This is a genomic window from Brevibacillus brevis (assembly GCF_022026395.1).
Lineage (GTDB): Bacteria > Bacillota > Bacilli > Brevibacillales > Brevibacillaceae > Brevibacillus.
Map to the genome: position 1 here is coordinate 4,419,128 of NZ_CP041767.1, position 18,263 is coordinate 4,437,390.

Sequence of the window (18,263 nt, forward strand, 5' to 3'; positions counted from 1 at the left end):
CCGTCAGCATCAACACTTTGCTGAAGGTGCTCTTTTTATTGCCGTCTACTGCTCCTGTAGCTCCATCCACGCCGAAAAGGTTACCTCTATCTCCTGCTGCACCTGATCGATCGCTTGTTGCCAAGCCACTAATTGCTCGTAATCGGCCCCTTCACTTTGGAGCAAGGCCGTCAGTTCGCCTTTTCTTCCTTCTAATGATGTTATTTTTTGTTCAAGCTCTGCCAGCTTGTATGGATTCGGACGTTTGACTGTCGCATTCGTCGCGGCGGTCTCTTGGACTTGCTTGACTGCTGGCTGCTTTCGCTCTATTTCCTCCGGCTTACCCGCACGAGCAGCGATCCGCTGTTTTTGCTTTTCCCTTGCTTCCTCATAGGAACCCACATGGTGAACCAGCCGCTTATTTTCTACCCAAAACACACCATCTACCATCTTTTGCAGGAAATAGCGATCATGCGAGATGATGAACAACGACCCGTGAAAATCTGCCAACGCTTCCTCCAATGTTTCTCGCGCTTCAATATCCAGATGGTTGGTTGGTTCGTCCAGAATGAGCAGGTTGATTTCCTGATGCATCATTTGGGCCAAGCGCAGTCGCATCCGCTCTCCGCCGCTCAACTGCCCGATCCGCTTGAAAACTTGTTCGCCGTAAAACATAAACCGTGCCAGCAAATGTCGCGCTTCCGGCTCCGTCACTCTGGCTACCTCACGGAAAACGTCAATCAACCGCTGGTTTTGGTCCCCTTCCAAAGCTTGCTGGGACAAGTAGCCTACTTTAACGCTGCTGCCAATTTTGAGCGTACCTGCGTCTGGCTCAACCTCTCCCAGCAGCATGCGAATCAGCGTAGATTTCCCGCAGCCATTTGGTCCAAGCAGCGCTTTTCGCTCCCCGTAACGCAATAAAAAGCTGGCGTCCGCAAACAATTGTTTTCCGCCAAATGTTTTCTGTACCCCCGTCGCTTTCAGCACATCCTGTCCGCTTCGGTCGGTTTTCATAAACTGCAAGCCCATGCGATCCGCTTCCATTTTCGGTCGCTCGATACGCTCAATCCGTGCCAGTGCTTTTTCCATGCTTTTTGCCCTTCGGTGAAAAGCCTCATTTGGCGGATTGGAACGATTCCCCCACTCCTTGAGCCGTTTGATCGTCTCTTTCATTTTTTTGATTTGCTTCTGCTGTTCCTGATAAGCGGCAAACTGGCGCAGCAAGCGCTCTTCACGCTCCGTGGCGAATGCGCTGTAATTGCCGATATAGAATTCGGCTTCTCCTCCGTCCACATGATAGACAGACGTGACGACAGCATCCAAAAAATAACGGTCATGAGAGATGATCAGGATCGTGCCCTGATAATTTTTCAAAAACTCCTCTAGCCATTCCATCGACTCCACATCCAAGTGGTTCGTCGGCTCATCCAAGAGCAGAACATCGCTTTGTTGACAAAGTAGTTTGGCAAGGCCAGCCTTCGTCTTTTCCCCACCGCTGAGTTGGGCAAAAGGTGTCGCTAACAGTTCTGAACTAACTCCCAAGCCTTGTGTCACCTGGGTCATTTTCGTCTCCCACTGATAGCCATCCAGTTGTTCAAATTCATCTTGCAGCTTTTGATAGCGCAGCATGAGGCGGTTTAGCTCTTGTTCATTTTCGTAAAGCAATCCCATCTGCTGCTCGAGCTCACGCATCTGCTCCTGGAGCTTGATGACATCCGCAAAAGCGCTGGCTACAACATCCGCCCCCGTCCACTCAGCCGGATACTGCGGCGTTTGCGGCAGGTACGCCCATATCGTTCCTTTTGCCCGAAAAAGCTCACCAGAATCGGGGCTTTCGATACCTGCCAACAGCTTGAACAACGTGGTTTTGCCTGCTCCATTCGGTCCGACGATCCCGACGCGTTCTCCTGTTTTGATTTCCAATGTGATATCTTGTAATACCGGATCTGCTCCGTACGATTTTTGCAATTGCTGTGTCGCGACAATAATCATGATTGTTTCCTCCTAGAAATGTTGGTAACGGTTCAAAATAATGGATTTCCTGGTGGCCCCGGCACAATTTTGAGACCACACCGCACGTGCGAGTGGACGCAAAAAAGCCGCAGGCCATTACCTGCGGCATCGTGAAAGGGACTGACCTTACGTCAGTTACCCATTATAGTCAAGAACAAACCGCCCCTGATCGATGCATGGTACGCCTATGGAAACTCCGTTCAGTTGTATGCGCAAAAAAGGACAGACTGGTCCCGTTGAATGCAAAATCATGCGTCATACTGGAAGTTTCTACCACAAACCATGCTTGCAGAGTTCCGAACACGTACACACACCTCCATTTCTCAAGGGATAGGAAATCACAACCATATCTTACATCAGGAATCACCCAAAAACAAGAGGGCCTGCTACGTGCTTATCGCTAGCAGACCCTGTACTTCTTTACCCGATTTTCTTATCGACTTCCGTTGCCCTCTGTGGCAAACAGCGGCTTCTTCGTCTCTGCATCCAGAAAGGAAATCGTCGTGTAAGGTGGCAGCTTTACTTTTGCCGCCAAATACGGATAGGAAATCACTTGCGGGTACATTCTACCCGGATCAGGGAGCGTTTGTTTGACATACACAAAAACCTGCTCCAAGCTCTGCTCGACTTTGGTTACTTGCAGTCCGTAACCGGGATTCGGTGATGGGCCGCGAGCGATGACATACAGATCCCCTTGCTTGTGAATACCTTGCTGTTCTTTTACCGAGTCAATAAACGTACGTTCCTGTTCTGTCAGTTTATCCGCATCGACAAGCGTAAAAGCACTCTCTTCCCCAGCCATCACAATTTCCACCGCCTTTTTCTCGGCATTCCACGTGATTTGATGTCCGGCCTGCTCTGCCATCCATCTCAGCGGCAAATACACTTGCTTGTCACGCACGATTGCGCCCTGCCCATCTAGTAGCCACTTGCCATTCAACGCTACTTTTCCTGTAACGAGGTGGAACGTCAGCGTACCTTTCGCCAGCTTCATTTCCCCATTCGTTGCATCCTGTTTCCAAGAACCTTCCAAAATCCTGCTCGCATCCTCTGCGGAGACATACGTACGCTGCTGGACGAGAAGCGGTGCTTTTACCAAGGGAGCTTGCTCTCCGTTTACCAGTATCGGAGCTGTCGTTATTTGTGGTGTGCTAGACACTGCCGCCTGCACAGGATAAGCCGCCAACACTTGCAGTGTGAGGGCAACAGCCAAAATCGATTTGCCTTTCATTGATGTTCCTCCATCCCTGATCATCATTTTCGTCATTCTTTACTTGTTAGACATAGGTTACCTCTGATTCGTTTCACTATGACTGAGATTGGCGAGAGATTAATGCAAAAGCCAATTTCCCATGACCAGAACAACCGGGATGGACAAGAGCGCCAGCAAGGTAGAACAAACCGTCGTCATGGCACCCATCTCCTCATCCGCCGCATAGCGCCCGAACAAGATCGAGGCTAATGTCAGGGTGGGCATTGCTACTTGCACGAGGGAAACGCTGACAATATCGCTGTCGATTTGAAAAACGGACAAAAGAAATGCCGTCATCAGCGGAAAAACAACTAGTTTAAACGTAAGTGGCATGCTCAAAAGCTTCAGGGATACTTGCGGTTTGTTGCGCAAAAACATGGGCAAGAGCATACCAATATACATCATGGCTAGCGGAGAGGCGAGCTTGGACAGCGTTCCAAACAGCTGCTTCACAGGCTCAGGCGGCACAAACCCGATGATGGCAGAACCGAGTCCGAATACAATCGCGATCATCGGAATGTTGATGAGTGTTTTGAGCCCTTTCAAGGAAAAGCTTCCTTTTTCCTGGAGCATCATCACACCCACTGTCCATAGCACAACATCCACCCCTGCGTCGAAAATAGCCGCCAAGAGCGCCCCTTTTGGCCCAAACAATGCCGCACAAAGCGGCAAACCGATGAATCCAGTATTCCCCAAGCCGGACAAAAGCGCGATCTCCCGACGTTTTTTCACAGGAAGCGGTAGTGCACGCGCACCTAACCAGCCGATAAAAATGCCCAAGCAGTTCAGGATAATGGAAATGAAGAATATTGCAAAAATTTGGGTTAACATATGTTGATCAATGGTTGTCTGAAAGATCCCGTCTAAAATAATGCACGGCATGGCAACGTTTACAATAATCGTGATGACGAGTTGGCGGGAGTCCGCAGTCAAGGGTTGCCGGTAGCCGATTAAGCTACCGATCCCAATGATGACGGCCATGATGAGGATGGACTGCTGCAACGTTTGTAGTTCCATGCTGCCCTCCTGCCTACATTTCTACCGGAAGCCATTCGAGTTCGCTCGGCTCCCCTTTTTCACATGTTCGCAGCAAATCCCCGCATAAAGGAACAACCTGCTCAAGCGGAACACACCAGGAAAGGGGAAAGGCAACCTCACTACCCTCGATGACGAGCGTGGACATCACCGCCGATTGCTTGTCTGCCGCAAGTACAAAGTGCTGCTCCGCCGGCTCGTGTTCTTTCCATTGCACCAATACTTTGCCGTTATTCCCGCCTGCGACGACCAAATCCACATGGTCGCCATACGCTGCGTGAACCAACGTCCGCGTTACTCCATCCAACTGAGCGATTTCCTTCAGCACTTCATGCCAAGCTACATGCTTTTGCTCCATTCCACTTCCATCTGTATACATACGCCAGTCGTTTAACATGTTGATTGACTCCTTTTGTCGGTGCGCTCTCCTATGAAGAACAAGCACGTCATTGCTTGTAGGCCTTTCAATTCGTACTAATTGTACGCTTCTTGACGAGGAACCTCAACCACTACTTATGCGCCAAGTTTTCGTCTCAAGCACATAGCTACTGCATGAATGGAGAATCTTAAAAGGGATAAAAAGTGTAAACGTTCTGTAGTGGTGGGGAGGAAACAGGAGAAAACGCTCAGATTCTTGTCCCACCCGCTGGGGGATTCACTGCCCGCCTCCATGCAAAAAGCGAAACCGCGTCCAAAGTGGTCCTTTCAGGATGTATTTCAGAGGTGGACGCTTAAAGGCGTGTTTCGCTTTTTGCATTCCGTCTCGGTCGGTGTACCAAAGATCTTCGCTGTTTTCTCCTGTTTCCTCTGCGAGCTTTCCATGTGTTCCCGAATTTTTAAATCCTAAAAAGTAATGAAGAATCACATCTGTTACGTTAGAGAAGAATATTTCCAGACGTAGCGACTTGTGGAGTCCTACCGAGCGGAGAAGGGATTTGCGGGCAAAAGAAACGCAACGTGCCCGAGCGACGAAGCGGCTACCACTTTTGCGTTTCCCCGCAAATCCCTTCGGAGCGTACAGTCTCAGCCCCCAGCAGGACGGAGCCTGGAGCCTAGACTGGAAATATTCTTCTCTTCACCGCAGCTACATAGAAGCTTATCCTTTTCAATTCATAGTAATCAAATGGGATTTAACAATTTAATCATTGACAAAGGCATGAACGACCACTACTATGAATCCATGAAATCCGATTAACATAAAGGGGATTACAACATGAAAAAAGTCATTCTGTCTACTTTACTTTCTTGCCTGCTACTGGGAATGGTTGGCTGTAGCACTTCCGGTTCTCCTTCTCAGCCGAATAATACGACTCCGCCTGCTGATCAAGCAGCTTCGCAAAACTTGCTAGAAAAAGTGAAAGCCGAGAAAAAACTCGTCGTTGGTACGGAAGGTACATACTCTCCGTTTACGTACCATGATCAGTCGGGCAAATTGACCGGTTACGATGTGGAGGTTGTCACGGAAGTTGCCAAGCGACTCGGTGTAGAGCCTGTATTTCAGGAGACCCAGTGGGATGCCATGTTTGCTGGTCTCGACTCCAAGCGCTTTGACGTCATTGCCAATCAGGTAGGAATCCGTCCTGATCGTCAGGAAAAGTACGATTTCTCCAAGCCATATACGACTTCCCGTGCGGTTTTGGTGACTCACAAGGACAATAACACCGTAAAAGACTTCAAGGATATCAAAGGATTAAAAGCCGGACAATCCATGACGAGCAATTACGCTGACCTTGCACGTGCCAATGGGGCAGAAATCGTCGGTGTAGACAACTTCAATCAGGCGATTGACCTGATCGCACAAAAACGCGTGGACGTCGTGCTCAACGATAATTTGTCAGTGCTTGATTTCCTGAAACAAAAGCCCGATACGCCAATCAAAGTCGTGGCGAAAAATGCAGAAGGCCAACCAACCGCTTTCATGTTCCGCAAAGGTAGCACGGAATTGATTGATGCGATTAACAAAGTGCTCGATGAGATGCAACAGGACGGCACCCTTTCCAAAATTTCCGTCAAATGGTTCGGCGAGGATATCACGAAGTAATTCTTAAACCTGAAGAAAACCATTATCGAGGAGAACTCAAGAGGGAGCGACCGCGTTTATATGGTACGTTTTCATGCGCCTAAGAATTTAAATAAATTCTTAGGCGTTGACAAAATTGTCTGTCCCTTTTAGTATGTTCCTATTCAAATTCACATCGGTTTAGTGGGGGTTAATTTATGAAAAAACTATTATTTTCCCTTCTCGCTTCCACTCTGTTAGTCGCATTGGCAGGTTGCGGGTCGTCTTCAACGGGACAGCCACCGCAAAATAGTGCCGCTCCTGCCCCAACAGAAGAGAAAAAAGAACAAAACTTGTTGGAAAAAGTAAAAGCCGACGGTAAAATTCTGATCGGAACCGAGGGCACATACGCGCCGTTTACGTTCCACGATCAGTCTGGCAAGCTGACGGGCTATGATGTGGAGGTCGTGACAGAGGTAGCGAAGCGCATCGGTGTTGAGCCTGTGTTTCAAGAAACACAATGGGATGCGATGTTCGCTGGACTTGACTCCAAGCGCTTTGATGTCGTAGCGAATCAGGTAGGCATTCGCCCTGATCGTCAGGAAAAATACGATTTCTCCAATCCATATACTGTATCCACAGCGGTCCTTGTCACCCATAAAGACAACACGACCGTAAAAGGCTTTGAGGATATTAAAGGTTTGAAAGCAGCGCAAACATTGACGAGCAACCTCACCGATATCGCGAAGAAAAACGGAGCGGAAATCGTCGGTGTGGAAGGCTTTAACCAAGCGATTGACCTGCTTGTTTCCAAGCGTGTAGACATTACGATCAACGATGGGATTTCCCTGTTGGACTTCATGAAGCAAAAGCCTGATGTTCCTATCAAAATTATCGCAAAAGATCCGAACGTAGCGAAAAACGGTTTCCTCTTCCGCAAGGACAGCGCAGAGCTGGTTGATGCATTCAACAAAGCACTGGATGACATGACGAAAGATGGTACCCTTGCAAAAATATCAGAGAAATGGTTTGGTGCAGATGTCTCTAAGTAGCTTCTTTGAAAACCCAGAACGCCTGAACCGATGGATCGATATCGCGCAAAGCTCCTTTCTTCCCCTGTTGAAAGGAGCCTTGCTCTATTCTTTAACAATCGCCATCGCTGCCTTTTTCATTGGTCTAATCTTAGCGGTTCTCACTGCGCTTGCACGTCTATCCGGCATAAAGCCGCTGATTGCCATCGCCCGCTTTTATGTATCGATCATTCGCGGTACCCCTTTATTGGTCCAATTGTTCATCATTTTTTACGGATTGCCGAGCATCGGCTTGATGATCGATCCGATACCATCGGCAATCATCGGCTTCTCTCTCAGCGTAGGTGCCTACTCCTCCGAGGTAGTACGTGCCGCGATCTTGTCCATACACAAAGGACAATGGGAAGCAGCCTACTCCCTGGGGATGACCTACTGGCAAGCACTGCGCAGAGTCGTGCTCCCTCAGGCAGCTCGCGTCTCCATTCCTCCTTTGTCCAATTCGTTTATTAGTTTGGTCAAGGATACTTCGCTGGCTTCGGTCGTTCTGGTTCCGGAGATGTTTCGCAAAGCCCAGGAAGTCGTTGCTGCGACATATGAGCCGCTGCTCGTCTATGTGGAAGCGGCCCTTATCTACTGGGTGATTTGTTTCGTACTCTCCATTATCCAGGATCGCATCGAAAACAAGCTGGACCGTTATGTCTAAAAAGCAGGTGAAAACGAATGATTACGATCACGGATGTGCATAAACAATTCAACACCTTACATGTGCTCAAAGGAATTTCCCTCTCGGTGGAAAAAGGAAAGGTAGTCGTTATCATCGGTCCTTCTGGCTCCGGGAAGACAACCTTGCTTCGCTGCCTGAATGCACTTGAGGTTCCGACCAGCGGCAGCGTCCAAATTGGCGACGTCAAGCTGGACTTTTCCAAAAAAGTAGAGAGAACAAGTATTCCGAAGCTGCGTAAGCAGACAGGGATGGTGTTCCAAAACTACAATCTGTTCCCTCACATGACAGCCGTTGAAAATGTCATGGAGGGGCCTGTCACTGTCAAAAAGGAAGACAAAGAAAAAGCACGCACGAAAGCCGTTGCTCTCCTGAAAAAGGTCGGTCTCGGCGACAAGCTGGACCATTTTCCGGCACAGTTGTCTGGCGGACAGCAGCAGCGCGTAGGGATTGCGCGGGCATTGGCGATGGACCCGCAAGTCATGCTATTTGACGAGCCTACCTCCGCTCTCGACCCGGAGCTCGTTGGCGAAGTGTTGAAGGTGATGAAGGAGCTTGCCCAGGAAGGAATGACAATGATCGTTGTCACGCACGAGATGGGGTTCGCCCGGGAAGTGGCCGACGAAGTTATTTTCATGGACCAAGGCGTCATCGTGGAGCGAGATACACCTTCCCATTTGTTTGCAAAGCCGCGTGAGGAACGCACACGTCAGTTCTTGCAGCATTTGAAGTAGTGACCAGAAAAAAGACTCTGTCTCTCGTATTAAGAGCACAGAGTCTTTTCTTTGTACGATTGCCTTAATCATCAATGAAACAAATCACTAGAAAAATAATAATGAGAATCCAAATGAACCCGCCACCAAAAAAGAAGCCACCGCGATTGCAACCCATAATCTTCCTCTCCTCTCATTGAGATCAGATGGAAGCACCGATCAGCTGACAAGGATCAGTACTCCATTCAGCTTATGAAAACCGCATCTCTCCTGTATGGATGCCTGTCTATCCCAGCGATCAAAAAGAAAAAAAACGGGTGCCTGCCCCTCGGCCTTTATACAAAACCTAAAATTAACAAATGCTTCATGTTCTCTCTACTCTTCCTTAACATCAGACATCTATCATGAATGTGTCAGACCCTACGATGGACATTACGTCCTCCATTTCCGCCCGAATAGCCCCCTTCTACATCGGGCGGGCTTTTTTTCTTTGCCGCAAACCTATAAAATATGGATAAATAGACCATTTTTTAGCGGAGAGAGGGAATTACTTCATGGAAGAATATAAACGGGCGTTAGCGCAATATATTGACGCTACCAATACACATGACTTTGCCAATGTAGAAAAAGTGCTTCATCCGAATGCCATTTACTGGTTTTCTGACAAGACGTGTACATCCATGAGTGAGATCCGCGCTTACTTTGAAAATGCATGGCATCTGATCAAGGATGAAGTCTATGCAGCTACGGATGTCCAGTGGATTGCTGTCGATCAAAGATCCGCTAGCTGTGTATATACGTATCAATATCAAGGCTATTACAACGGGGAATTCGTCAAGGGAAGTGGTAGAGCCACGAATATTTTTACGAAAACAGAGACAGATGAATGGAAGCTCATTCATGAGCATTTGAGCGGCAAAGTTGAGTAAGAAAAAAATAAAAGCCTCGCTAGGAAGAAAGGCTTTCTTGGTAAGTCGAGACCCCTTTTGGTAGGGGTCTCATTTCTTTTTTTATCCATTAAAAAGGAATTCGTTCTGAATGAATCACATACTGATGCTGTGCAGCCCACTCTTGGAGACCATCCCAGAATGCTTCGCAAGCGGTAACGATTTTTGCTGGATCAGTCAAATCCCCCGTCATTACCAAGCTGGCTACCTGATCGAATCCAGCCGGACGATGCGGCAATTCCAGCGCTTCTGGCAAAACCTTGGCCCCTGTTGAGTATAGCTGTCGGTTATGCAGCCCGATCAACATCGCACCGTATTGGGCAAACTCCATAGCCAAATAGGGCAGATAGGTGTGGGGGCCGTTTAGATTTACGTTTCGCAGCTTGCCAATAAACTCATACATTTCCCCTACGAGAATACCGTTGATATTCTCTGTGAACGCTTCCTGCGACGGTGATTCTGCTGCTTTTTTGAGCGTTTCAAAAAAGCCCTTCGGATCGTACAGACTGAGCGGAGAAAAGAATGGGCCATGTGTCAGCGGCCAATCATCCTCGACAGTAGCAGCAGTGTTCAGCAAAACATCTGCACTGCACACATTCACTTCCGCCTTCCAAGGTCCCGCTGACCATTCGTAGCTAAATTCTATTTCTTCCCCTGTTTCTTCTAGTACACAAAACATCTCGATATCCGAATAAGGGCCGTCTGTCCCGCGAGAGATGGAACCATACACCCCAATGGCCAGAACCTTTTCTTTGTACACTTCATGCAATCTCGCAGCAATTTCTTGGCAGGTTTGAAATCGTTCACTTCGAGAAATTTTTACAGGTCCATTCATGTTCATTTACGTACATCTCCCTTGAAATAATGTGAGGTGAGCTGACACAAATACATGAATGGAGGACCTCGGGATTAACGGGGGACTTTTTTTGGATGCATGTGAACTTCCTCCCATCGACCAGATCGTACTGTTCGTCATGATATGCATTTATTTTACCAAGGAAAGGAAAATCTTACGAGTGATTATTATTGATGGCGGAAGCCTGGGCGTTGTCGATGGCCGATTGAATATACGCTTGTAGCGTATCGATGAAGGTACGAGCCGCGAACCCCATATATTTGTCCTTGCGATAAACCAGACAGATGTCTTGGCTGGGTGTCGGATGCAAGAGATTGATGATCGCAATCTCGTCGTCGTTTACGTTTTGCAGCAGTAAGCTAGGCAGGATACAGCCCCCGATCCCCTTTTTTACAAGACTCAATTGAGACTGGAGTGTAGTTGTTTCGATATGAGGCTGCAAACGAAAGCCTTCCTGTATGCAATAGCGATTGATGAGCTGTCTTGCTTGATGATCCGGCGGAAACATTACCATTTTCACATCTTGAAGCTGACCAAACTTAATTGCCTTTTCCTTGGCGAGTGGATGTGCGCGATGAACGGCAAGCGCGAACTCTTCATGAAATAGCGGAATGACAGTGATTCTCTCATCCGGCTCAGGTAACACAGTCACGCCCAAATCAATCTCGCCGGATGTGATTTGCTCCACGATTCTTGTAGACTCTATGACGGATAAAGATGTTTTCGGATACAAGCGGTGGAATTCTACAAGAAGAGCATCAAACAATAAATCGGCATCGCCAGGCAAGACACCGATCGTAAGCGTGCCCCCTTCGTTGTTTTTCATGGCAGCAATCGCTTCGCGTGCGTAATCGATATGGGAAAAAACATGCCGACTCTGTTCCAGCAATACCTTTCCTGCTTCTGTCAGTGTGATTCGCTTGCCTAAACGGTCAAACAGCGGGACACCCAGCTCACTCTCTAAAAACTTGATTTGCTGGCTGAGATTGGACTGCGAGGTACACAGCTTTTCTGAGGCCCGGGAAAAATGCATTTCCTCACATATTGCCATAAAATACTCCAATTGCCTGAGCTCCATTGCTTCACCTCTTGCGTCCATTATCATTTTTACTAATCATTCTAATCGGAAAAGCATGATTGTTCCGTTTTCCCCTACGACGTACACTTTAGTTGACGGTAAGAGCGCTGTCAATCATAGGAAAATGATAGGGAGGTTTGTCTCATGTCTCAAAGCATGATCGCTACAGCCACATCCGTTCGTCAAATTGGCCTGCAACAGATTCCATTGATTCCTGAGGAGCTATTGGATGTTCAATCCCCCGCTTTTTCAAATACACTTCGCTGGAATATCGGGCATATCGTCTTTTGTTTTCAACATTTCCTGTCCATCGGCTTGCCTTACCAATCTGACCTGCCCGCTTCTTACGCGACTCTTTTTCAGACCGGAACGAAGCCTGCTGACTGGACGACTGCACCACCCTCGAAAGATGAGCTGATTCACTACCTATCCGTACAGCTAGATCTGCTGGCCTCCGTCACCCCTGGCGAGCTAGAAGCAGCTTTGCCTGCCCCCATTACTATGGGTCCCTTCCAGTTTGCGACGGTAGGCGAAGTCTTTAACTTTGCCGTCATGCACGAATCCATCCATCTAGGGATCATTTCCAGCATGGTAAAAGTCATAGCGCAGGAAGCAACAGCAAAGTAGTTGCAAAAAAACGAGACCATTCGAAGGTCTCGTTTTTTCGTTTATTCGAACCGAGTGAACTTTTCTTCGGCAGGTGTGCGCGTGCGTGCTGCTGGTACATTTTCCTGATCAAAAAAGCCAAGGTGCAGGAAACCAACGATTTTCTCTCCTGGCGCAACACCCAAGATAGCGTGTGCCTTCGGGTCCCAGTTGTGCGCGTTTGTTTTCCAGACGACGCCTAATCCACGCTCCCATGCGAGCAACTGGAAGTTTTGAATGAGAGCAGCCGTCGCACTGAAATCTTCTTCCCATTGTTTTTGGCGCGGATCTTCTTTCATGATCACGACCAAATAGGCTGCCGGCTGGTTGTACATGTCTCTGCGCGCCTGATGGGCTTCTGGAGGATAGCAGGTGATCAGCTTCTCCACAAACGCTTCTTTTTTCTCTGAAGATACAAACAAAAATCTCCACGGCTCACGAATACCATGGTTCGGCGCGTATACGGCGTCATTCAACAGCTCCAGAACAAGTTCTTCGGACACAGTATCTGGTTTATAGTCTTTTTTAATAGAGCGGCGCTCTCGAATGATTTTGGCAATGGACACAACGGTCACCCTCTTCTTTTAGACTTTGCACTTTGATAATGGTTATCAGTCTTATTCAGAACATATGTTATCGTGTACACTCGTCAAAATCAAGTAAGAAGTAAACGAAACTGCACACCACGCTTTCAAGGATATGGTAAACTTTTGGACGAGGAGGGATGTAGCTTGGACAGACAGCGCCCAGCTCTCATAAAGCCCGGATTTTTCAGTATCGATGCGCCAGCAGACAGGCGACGCAACGAATTTGACTTTCATAATGAAGCGTTACTTTTCCACCAGCAGCCCGTCGATTTTGTTTTTTTCGGCGATTCCATCACGCATTGGTGGGATCTCGCTACCTTTTTTGGCCGGCCAGATCAGACGATCGTCAATCGTGGAATCGGCGGTGACACAACCGAACAAGCACGCAGACGTTTTGCCGCGGATGTCCTTCAATTAAAGCCACGTTATGTGGTGATCATGATCGGGATTAACAATACGTGGGCACTGGATACATTCTTGCCTTCCGACCGACTGACACCCCAAGAGATTTGCCAGCAGGTGACCAGTGATGTAGAAGCAATGGTGCATGCGGCTCTCGAGCAAGGCATTCAGCCCATTCTTTGTTCCCTTTTGCCTACATGCATGGACCGATACGCACGCAACCGTGAACGAAATGAGCTCGTCATCACTATCAATGAACGTTTTCAAGTGATTGCTAACCAAACAAACTGTCTCTATGTCGATTATCACTCCCGCATGACGGACGCAGATGGCATCACACTGCTCAAGGAATTGGCTGACGACGGGCTTCATCCGCATGTCCTCGGCTACCAGCTCATGGCGACCGTTTTGCGCGATACACTTTCTGCACATGACATCTCAATTGGCACACCATCATAAATAAAAAAAAGGATGCGGCTTTTTATGCCCATCCTTTTTTACTGCTTATTCCGGTCGTCGGTCCGTCAGCCAATGCCCACCTGCGATTTTGCCCACTGATGCCATCAAAACAGTCAGATGGGACGTGCCGTCAATGCCTAAATATTCGTTCATGTCATGATCCATCCAGTGACCAATCGTCGTTACCCCAAGCCCCAATCCGTTTGCTACCAAATGCAGATTTTGCGACACGTGCCCGGAATCCCACCAAATATAGCGGTACGCACGTTCTTTGTATTTGTCTTTCGTGCGATCCACCATTGCTGTCCAAACGAAATTGACAGCAGCCCGTCTCGTCACTTCTTGTTCTTCCGTGAACAGATAGGCAATCTCGGACGTGTCTTCTTTCTTCAGTTCTTCCAAGCACCAATTCTGTACATCCAGGTGATACAGGCCCTTCTCGAGTCCCTCCACGTTGTTGATCATCAGGTACGTCTCAATCGGATACAGGGCCCCGGCAGACGGCGTCGTGCGTAATTGATAGTCTCCCATATCATCTGTGATACCCTGTGTACCCCACAGCAAGAGATTCAATTCGTTAAGCGTCATAGGCTGCTTCAAGAAATTACGCTTGGATCTTCGATTGGCGAGAACCTCCCACAAATCGACGGACGCCGGAAACTGCGGCTTGCCCAATTCTATGCGGGCAAATACCTCTTCATAGCGCAAATACGTCGCCGGTCTTTTGGAAAAATCGTAACGAGAGGCCCAGCCTTTTTCCAGCTCGCCTACCCGGTAAGAGGTCGCCTCGATAAATTCATTTGCAATTCGCTGCCATTCGGGATGCATCTATGTTCCTCCTCGTATGTTCTTGGTGGTGATGTCTTTTACTATACGAAGCTCTTTTCCATTAGTAAAACAATGATTTATAATATCTTTCATAAGATAAAACTAATGAAAAGGAACGTGGAGACATGACGCTTACCCAACTGCAAGTGTTTGTCACCGCAGCAAAAGCTGGTAGCTTCACGCGGGCAGCAGAAGAAATCGGCTTTACGCAATCCGCCGTCTCGCAGATGATTCAGTCCCTGGAAAAAGAGCTAGGCGTCAGTCTTTTTCAGCGTAGTCGCAGCGGGATCACTCCGACGAGCATCGGAGAACGGATGCTTTCGCACGCTCGCGACATTTTAAACATCACATCCTGCATGACGGAGGAAGCAAACGTGGCCCGTGGGATTTCATCCGGCACCTTGCGTATTGCCTCGATCCCCAGCGTCGCCTCCCGCTTTTTGCCCGGACTTTTGGGCAGCTTTCGCAAGCGGTTTCCGGCTGTGGACATCCTGCTTTTGGAAGGCGACAGTGATGAAATTAGCAACTGGCTGCACAGCTCGGTTGTCGACATTGCTTTTACCGTTATGCCTGATAAGGAAATGCAAACGTTGCCGCTCCTGCAAGACGAAATGATGGTCATTTTACCAGATACCCATCCGTTGAAGGACAGTCAGACCCTTCGTTTTTCCGAAATTGCAGAGCGTTGTTTTATCATGCCAAAGGATGGCTGCATCCGAAAAATGCTGCAAGAGAATCACATCACTCCAACGGTTACATTTGAAGTGCGTGAGGTGTATACGATTTTGACCATGGTGCAGGAGTATATTGGCGTCACCATCATGCCTGAGCTGTACATGCCACCTGTCATCCCCAAAGTCGTCGCGATTCCTCTGTCGCCGCCGATTACAAGGGAAGTGGTGCTCGCGGTGCGCAACTGGCAGTCGATCTCCCCACTCACGGCAGAATTCGCCGTTCACAGCCAGCAATATGTAAAAGGCATGGATTTCACGCCAACAAGCAAGTAGTCACACGAACAAAGCCCTCGCCTATTGGGATGGGCGGGGCTCTTGGTGTGCGAGAAGCTCTGTTAGCCATTTTTCAAATTTATTGGCACTCATAATTTCATGGGTAATAAATTCGCCATCATAAAACAAGCCAAAGGTCGTCCATATGGCAGGCGCGTTCTGTGCTGCTTCCCTCGTTGTCAGCTTGTAAGTATGAAAGGGAACACTTTTCGCTTCCGCTACTTTACTCAGCTCTTCCAAAACACCACCAGCAAATGGACATTGCGCTGTGTAATAAATGGTGACGCCTTTGTACTTTAAAGAAGTTGTTCCTGTTTTCTTAAAGGACGGCATAGCTGCTTGTCCATTCCATTTCCATGTCACTAATTGAAAATAAGGTTCTGCTTGGTCTGCCAGCTCAAACCCCATATGTTCAAAAAAGCGTCTCTCGCTCAAATATGGGTACTTGTTCTTCCCTACGATATGAACGATTCCGTCCATGCCACGTTTGACGGCATCTTCCTTGCAATGATGCAACAATTGCTTCGCATACCCGTTCTCTTTATATCTGCCGGACACCCACAAACAGTTGATATACATATAATTGGGTGCTTCAATCGGCACCCATGCCATTTCCGCAGGCAAGTACTCAATAAATACTTTTGCTCGCTCATCCAAGCGATAAAAAACCAAACCTTCATCCATTCGCTCTGTCAGCCACTTCTTCTTCTCAGCTACTGCACTCTCGTATTGTTTTGCACCTAATGCACAGCATATGTGCTCCGTTTCTATGTTCTTTTTCGAGATTTCTATATACCCCATTTTTTATCGCCTCCACCTTTCCTCTGCTTTTAGAATAAAATCGGCGATTCTGGATAAAAATGGTTGTTCTTTTAGTAGCCGAATAGTTGTGTATATTTTACCACTTCCTTACTGATATGGAAAAGAAAGCAGAAGCATTTGTAGTACCAGTAGCCATCGAAGGCAATTGCGTGCGAATTTAAAGCTCTATTTCACCTGCTCGATCTTGCTCCAGATGAACAAGTGGAACAGGAGAGTAGATAAACGTATCCCCGTCGTTTTCAAGCTTGTACATGATACAAAATAAAGCTGAACCTCTATGATCGCCACTCGGTATGGAGAAAATCATGGCTGGACAGCGCAGCTCAGCAGAATGAACGCTTGCACACAGATCTTTATAAGTCACAACAGCAAGGTTGTCGACATCAGCGAGATGCTGTTGACAATCCCCGATAACTTGCCTGTAATACTCTATATTCTGATGATACTTATTCGCAAAGCTCTGCTTATACTCCTCAATGCTAAGAAAGCAACACTCCCAATCCAAAGGTGGGATACTTAACACATAGCGATAGAACTTCAACTTTCGGATTCCTCCTTTTTTGAAATCGAGCTATTATACGCGATCATTAAAGCATATAGGTTTTTCGGAAGGATCCATCCCGAAGTCTTAGACTACCGCTGTGTTATTGAGCTATCGTCCGTTAGTTAAATAACAGCTTTAACTGGTGATACGGTTCACCTTAACCGGTTTATCAGCGATTATTTTATCTTACTTTCTCTCTATCTTCTATTCTGAACTTCACTTCGATTTTTAGTTAAAATTTTTACAAATATCATCTATCACCATAGTAATTTTCTATAAAACAAAGTGTTTTCCATTCATTTTGTATCATTTTTTGTAAGGTAGCTAATATAATTGATAATCCAAAATCACAATATTCTATTATAATTGCCTGATACTCACTACACTTATCATCCAAAATTTCATTAGCTAAGGGAGTTGCAATATCTAATTCTCCATGAACAAAACGACTTCTCAGATCATAAAATTCGTTAATTTTCTTCTTATATTTACGTTTAATATCATCCGAAATACCTAAAACTAAAGAAATTCTCTCTATTAACGTTTTATTTATTTGTGCTTTTGGAGTATCATATAAAGCCTCTAAAGCAAATGAAATCCAGATTAATTGAGTTGGACTTACTTTATCCTCTTTGCAAAGATGTAAAATCGAAAATAAAGCCCTTTCTGTTCTATTTTGTGCAATTTGCCTATAGCCAAAATTTAATGTTTGTATCCAATTCCACACCCTACTTATTTCAATTGAACTTATCGTTGGCCAACCATTGTCAGTACTTTCAATCCAAGCGCTTTCAATACAAGAAGAGGAATACTCATAAATTTCAAAATTAGAATTAACCTGTAACTCCCTACTAAAGGGATTAAAAGAGCCTGGGGTTGCTATATTCATTGCAAGAAAAAATTGAAATATCAAGTTTTCTATATGGTAGTCAATGACTCTCCTTTCTGCGTCTGTAAGATTAGTTTGATAATTATCGTTTCTTAATAATTTGATGTTGCATTCCAAATCTATATATTTCTCCTCAATCACTTTTTTTACAAATTTTTCATCAATAAGCCTAGTAGAAAAATAATCATTATTGATAGTATTTTCAATTATTTTTGACGTATGGTCTCCCCAATTAAAGTAAATTTCAATTCTACCATCAAGAGTATTAATTTTTACCTCTGATAAGGTATTCGGGACCTCTCCCCAAACTCTAGTAAAAGCCTCCGTGATAAAATTATGATTAGCGAATTCCCTATCAAACATTGGAAACCTTACTTTTACTAGTTTTTTGATGAAAGTCATAGAAAGCCTACCTCCTTACGATAGCTCAAAGTCCTGTATAGGCTGTTAAGTGAC

General features: G+C 46.7%; 19 protein-coding genes. 8 read left to right on the top strand and 11 right to left on the bottom strand.

The genetic code is table 11. The features are described from left to right. Nucleotides 1–45 precede the first annotated feature (45 nt). The 4 genes from abc-f to FO446_RS21005 form a co-directional block, all read right to left on the bottom strand. The gene (gene abc-f, locus FO446_RS20990) at nt 46–1,971 is read right to left on the bottom strand and encodes a ribosomal protection-like ABC-F family protein (RefSeq protein WP_237898969.1); all 1,926 of its coding nucleotides are present in this window, start codon (nt 1,969–1,971) and stop codon (nt 46–48) included. Nucleotides 1,972–2,425: 454 nt separating this feature from the next. Then, complete coding sequence (locus FO446_RS20995) at nt 2,426–3,223, bottom strand: stalk domain-containing protein (protein WP_232773788.1); 798 nt, start codon at nt 3,221–3,223, stop codon at nt 2,426–2,428. A 99-nt stretch (nt 3,224–3,322) separates the two neighbouring features. Further along, nucleotides 3,323–4,261, bottom strand: a complete 939-nt coding sequence (locus FO446_RS21000; RefSeq protein WP_173610886.1) for an AEC family transporter — start codon at nt 4,259–4,261, stop codon at nt 3,323–3,325. Between the two features lie 13 nt (nt 4,262–4,274). Further along, nucleotides 4,275–4,676: a hypothetical protein gene (locus FO446_RS21005; RefSeq protein WP_047071713.1), complete on the bottom strand. Its 402-nt coding sequence runs from the start codon at nt 4,674–4,676 to the stop codon at nt 4,275–4,277. Between the two features lie 816 nt (nt 4,677–5,492). Here FO446_RS21005 and FO446_RS21010 point away from each other — a divergent pair. The 5 genes from FO446_RS21010 (at nt 5,493) to FO446_RS21030 (ending at nt 9,672) form a co-directional block, all read left to right on the top strand. After that, nucleotides 5,493–6,320 carry an amino acid ABC transporter substrate-binding protein gene (locus tag FO446_RS21010; protein ID WP_221868096.1) on the top strand — a complete coding sequence of 276 codons (828 nt, stop codon included), beginning with the start codon at nt 5,493–5,495 and terminating at the stop codon, nt 6,318–6,320. Between the two features lie 176 nt (nt 6,321–6,496). Continuing rightward, a complete protein-coding gene (locus FO446_RS21015) occupies nt 6,497–7,330 on the top strand; it encodes an amino acid ABC transporter substrate-binding protein (RefSeq protein ID WP_173610884.1) in 834 nt (277 codons plus the stop codon). Continuing rightward, nucleotides 7,317–8,012 (top strand): amino acid ABC transporter permease, encoded by a 696-nt coding sequence (locus tag FO446_RS21020; RefSeq protein ID WP_056489631.1) that lies wholly within the window; start codon nt 7,317–7,319, stop codon nt 8,010–8,012. Before FO446_RS21015 ends, FO446_RS21020 begins: the two co-directional genes overlap by 14 nt. Nucleotides 8,013–8,029: 17 nt before the next feature. Further along, nucleotides 8,030–8,764 (top strand): amino acid ABC transporter ATP-binding protein, encoded by a 735-nt coding sequence (locus FO446_RS21025; protein WP_173610883.1) that lies wholly within the window; start codon nt 8,030–8,032, stop codon nt 8,762–8,764. 533 nt (nt 8,765–9,297) lie between these two features. Further along, entirely contained in the window at nt 9,298–9,672 is a 375-nt protein-coding gene (locus FO446_RS21030; protein ID WP_056489635.1) for a YybH family protein, read from the top strand. Between the two features lie 88 nt (nt 9,673–9,760). Here FO446_RS21030 and FO446_RS21035 read toward each other — a convergent pair whose 3' ends face one another. Together FO446_RS21035 and FO446_RS21040 are read right to left on the bottom strand one after the other, a co-directional pair. After that, on the bottom strand, nt 9,761–10,531 hold the full coding sequence (locus tag FO446_RS21035; protein WP_221868095.1) for an ANT(4')-I family aminoglycoside nucleotidyltransferase: 771 nt from the start codon (nt 10,529–10,531) through the stop codon (nt 9,761–9,763). Between the two features lie 169 nt (nt 10,532–10,700). Then, on the bottom strand, nt 10,701–11,624 hold the full coding sequence (locus FO446_RS21040) for a LysR family transcriptional regulator (protein ID WP_232774819.1): 924 nt from the start codon (nt 11,622–11,624) through the stop codon (nt 10,701–10,703). 144 nt (nt 11,625–11,768) lie between these two features. Here FO446_RS21040 and FO446_RS21045 point away from each other — a divergent pair, with 144 nt between their 5' ends. Then, nucleotides 11,769–12,251: a DinB family protein gene (locus FO446_RS21045; protein WP_232774821.1), complete on the top strand. Its 483-nt coding sequence runs from the start codon at nt 11,769–11,771 to the stop codon at nt 12,249–12,251. A 41-nt stretch (nt 12,252–12,292) separates the two neighbouring features. Here the strand turns inward: FO446_RS21045 and FO446_RS21050 are convergent, their stop codons facing one another. Continuing rightward, a complete protein-coding gene (locus FO446_RS21050; protein WP_173610878.1) occupies nt 12,293–12,844 on the bottom strand; it encodes a nitroreductase family protein in 552 nt (183 codons plus the stop codon). 156 nt (nt 12,845–13,000) lie between these two features. On the opposite strand from FO446_RS21050, the gene FO446_RS21055 reads away from it, so the two are divergent. Next, on the top strand, nt 13,001–13,717 hold the full coding sequence (locus tag FO446_RS21055; RefSeq protein WP_237898973.1) for a GDSL-type esterase/lipase family protein: 717 nt from the start codon (nt 13,001–13,003) through the stop codon (nt 13,715–13,717). Between the two features lie 45 nt (nt 13,718–13,762). Here the strand turns inward: FO446_RS21055 and FO446_RS21060 are convergent, their stop codons facing one another. Then, nucleotides 13,763–14,545: a SagB/ThcOx family dehydrogenase gene (locus FO446_RS21060; protein WP_232774824.1), complete on the bottom strand. Its 783-nt coding sequence runs from the start codon at nt 14,543–14,545 to the stop codon at nt 13,763–13,765. A 125-nt stretch (nt 14,546–14,670) separates the two neighbouring features. Between FO446_RS21060 and FO446_RS21065 the strand changes: the two genes are divergently transcribed. Next, nucleotides 14,671–15,552, top strand: a complete 882-nt coding sequence (locus FO446_RS21065) for a LysR family transcriptional regulator (protein WP_173610875.1) — start codon at nt 14,671–14,673, stop codon at nt 15,550–15,552. Between the two features lie 21 nt (nt 15,553–15,573). Here FO446_RS21065 and FO446_RS21070 read toward each other — a convergent pair whose 3' ends face one another. The 3 genes from FO446_RS21070 to FO446_RS21080 form a co-directional block, all read right to left on the bottom strand. Next, a complete protein-coding gene (locus tag FO446_RS21070; RefSeq protein ID WP_237898978.1) occupies nt 15,574–16,353 on the bottom strand; it encodes a GNAT family N-acetyltransferase in 780 nt (259 codons plus the stop codon). A 178-nt stretch (nt 16,354–16,531) separates the two neighbouring features. Further along, nucleotides 16,532–16,915, bottom strand: a complete 384-nt coding sequence (locus FO446_RS21075; RefSeq protein ID WP_173610873.1) for a hypothetical protein — start codon at nt 16,913–16,915, stop codon at nt 16,532–16,534. Nucleotides 16,916–17,168: 253 nt separating this feature from the next. After that, complete coding sequence (locus tag FO446_RS21080) at nt 17,169–18,209, bottom strand: HEPN domain-containing protein (RefSeq protein WP_221868088.1); 1,041 nt, start codon at nt 18,207–18,209, stop codon at nt 17,169–17,171. Between the last annotated feature and the right edge of the window lie 54 nt (nt 18,210–18,263).

Excerpts from the sequence above, each read along its gene's own strand:
- abc-f (WP_237898969.1), bottom strand. The coding sequence starts at position 1,971 with ATGATTATTGTCGCGACACAGCAATTGCAAAAATCGTACGGAGCAGAT.
- FO446_RS20995 (WP_232773788.1), bottom strand. The coding sequence starts at position 3,223 with ATGAAAGGCAAATCGATTTTGGCTGTTGCCCTCACACTGCAAGTGTTG.
- FO446_RS21000 (WP_173610886.1), bottom strand. The coding sequence starts at position 4,261 with ATGGAACTACAAACGTTGCAGCAGTCCATCCTCATCATGGCCGTCATC.
- FO446_RS21005 (WP_047071713.1), bottom strand. The coding sequence starts at position 4,676 with ATGTTAAACGACTGGCGTATGTATACAGATGGAAGTGGAATGGAGCAA.
- FO446_RS21010 (WP_221868096.1), top strand. The coding sequence starts at position 5,493 with ATGAAAAAAGTCATTCTGTCTACTTTACTTTCTTGCCTGCTACTGGGA.
- FO446_RS21015 (WP_173610884.1), top strand. The coding sequence starts at position 6,497 with ATGAAAAAACTATTATTTTCCCTTCTCGCTTCCACTCTGTTAGTCGCA.
- FO446_RS21020 (WP_056489631.1), top strand. The coding sequence starts at position 7,317 with ATGTCTCTAAGTAGCTTCTTTGAAAACCCAGAACGCCTGAACCGATGG.
- FO446_RS21025 (WP_173610883.1), top strand. The coding sequence starts at position 8,030 with ATGATTACGATCACGGATGTGCATAAACAATTCAACACCTTACATGTG.
- FO446_RS21030 (WP_056489635.1), top strand. The coding sequence starts at position 9,298 with ATGGAAGAATATAAACGGGCGTTAGCGCAATATATTGACGCTACCAAT.
- FO446_RS21035 (WP_221868095.1), bottom strand. The coding sequence starts at position 10,531 with ATGAACATGAATGGACCTGTAAAAATTTCTCGAAGTGAACGATTTCAA.
- FO446_RS21040 (WP_232774819.1), bottom strand. The coding sequence starts at position 11,624 with ATGGAGCTCAGGCAATTGGAGTATTTTATGGCAATATGTGAGGAAATG.
- FO446_RS21045 (WP_232774821.1), top strand. The coding sequence starts at position 11,769 with ATGTCTCAAAGCATGATCGCTACAGCCACATCCGTTCGTCAAATTGGC.
- FO446_RS21060 (WP_232774824.1), bottom strand. The coding sequence starts at position 14,545 with ATGCATCCCGAATGGCAGCGAATTGCAAATGAATTTATCGAGGCGACC.
- FO446_RS21065 (WP_173610875.1), top strand. The coding sequence starts at position 14,671 with ATGACGCTTACCCAACTGCAAGTGTTTGTCACCGCAGCAAAAGCTGGT.
- FO446_RS21070 (WP_237898978.1), bottom strand. The coding sequence starts at position 16,353 with ATGGGGTATATAGAAATCTCGAAAAAGAACATAGAAACGGAGCACATA.
- FO446_RS21080 (WP_221868088.1), bottom strand. The coding sequence starts at position 18,209 with ATGACTTTCATCAAAAAACTAGTAAAAGTAAGGTTTCCAATGTTTGAT.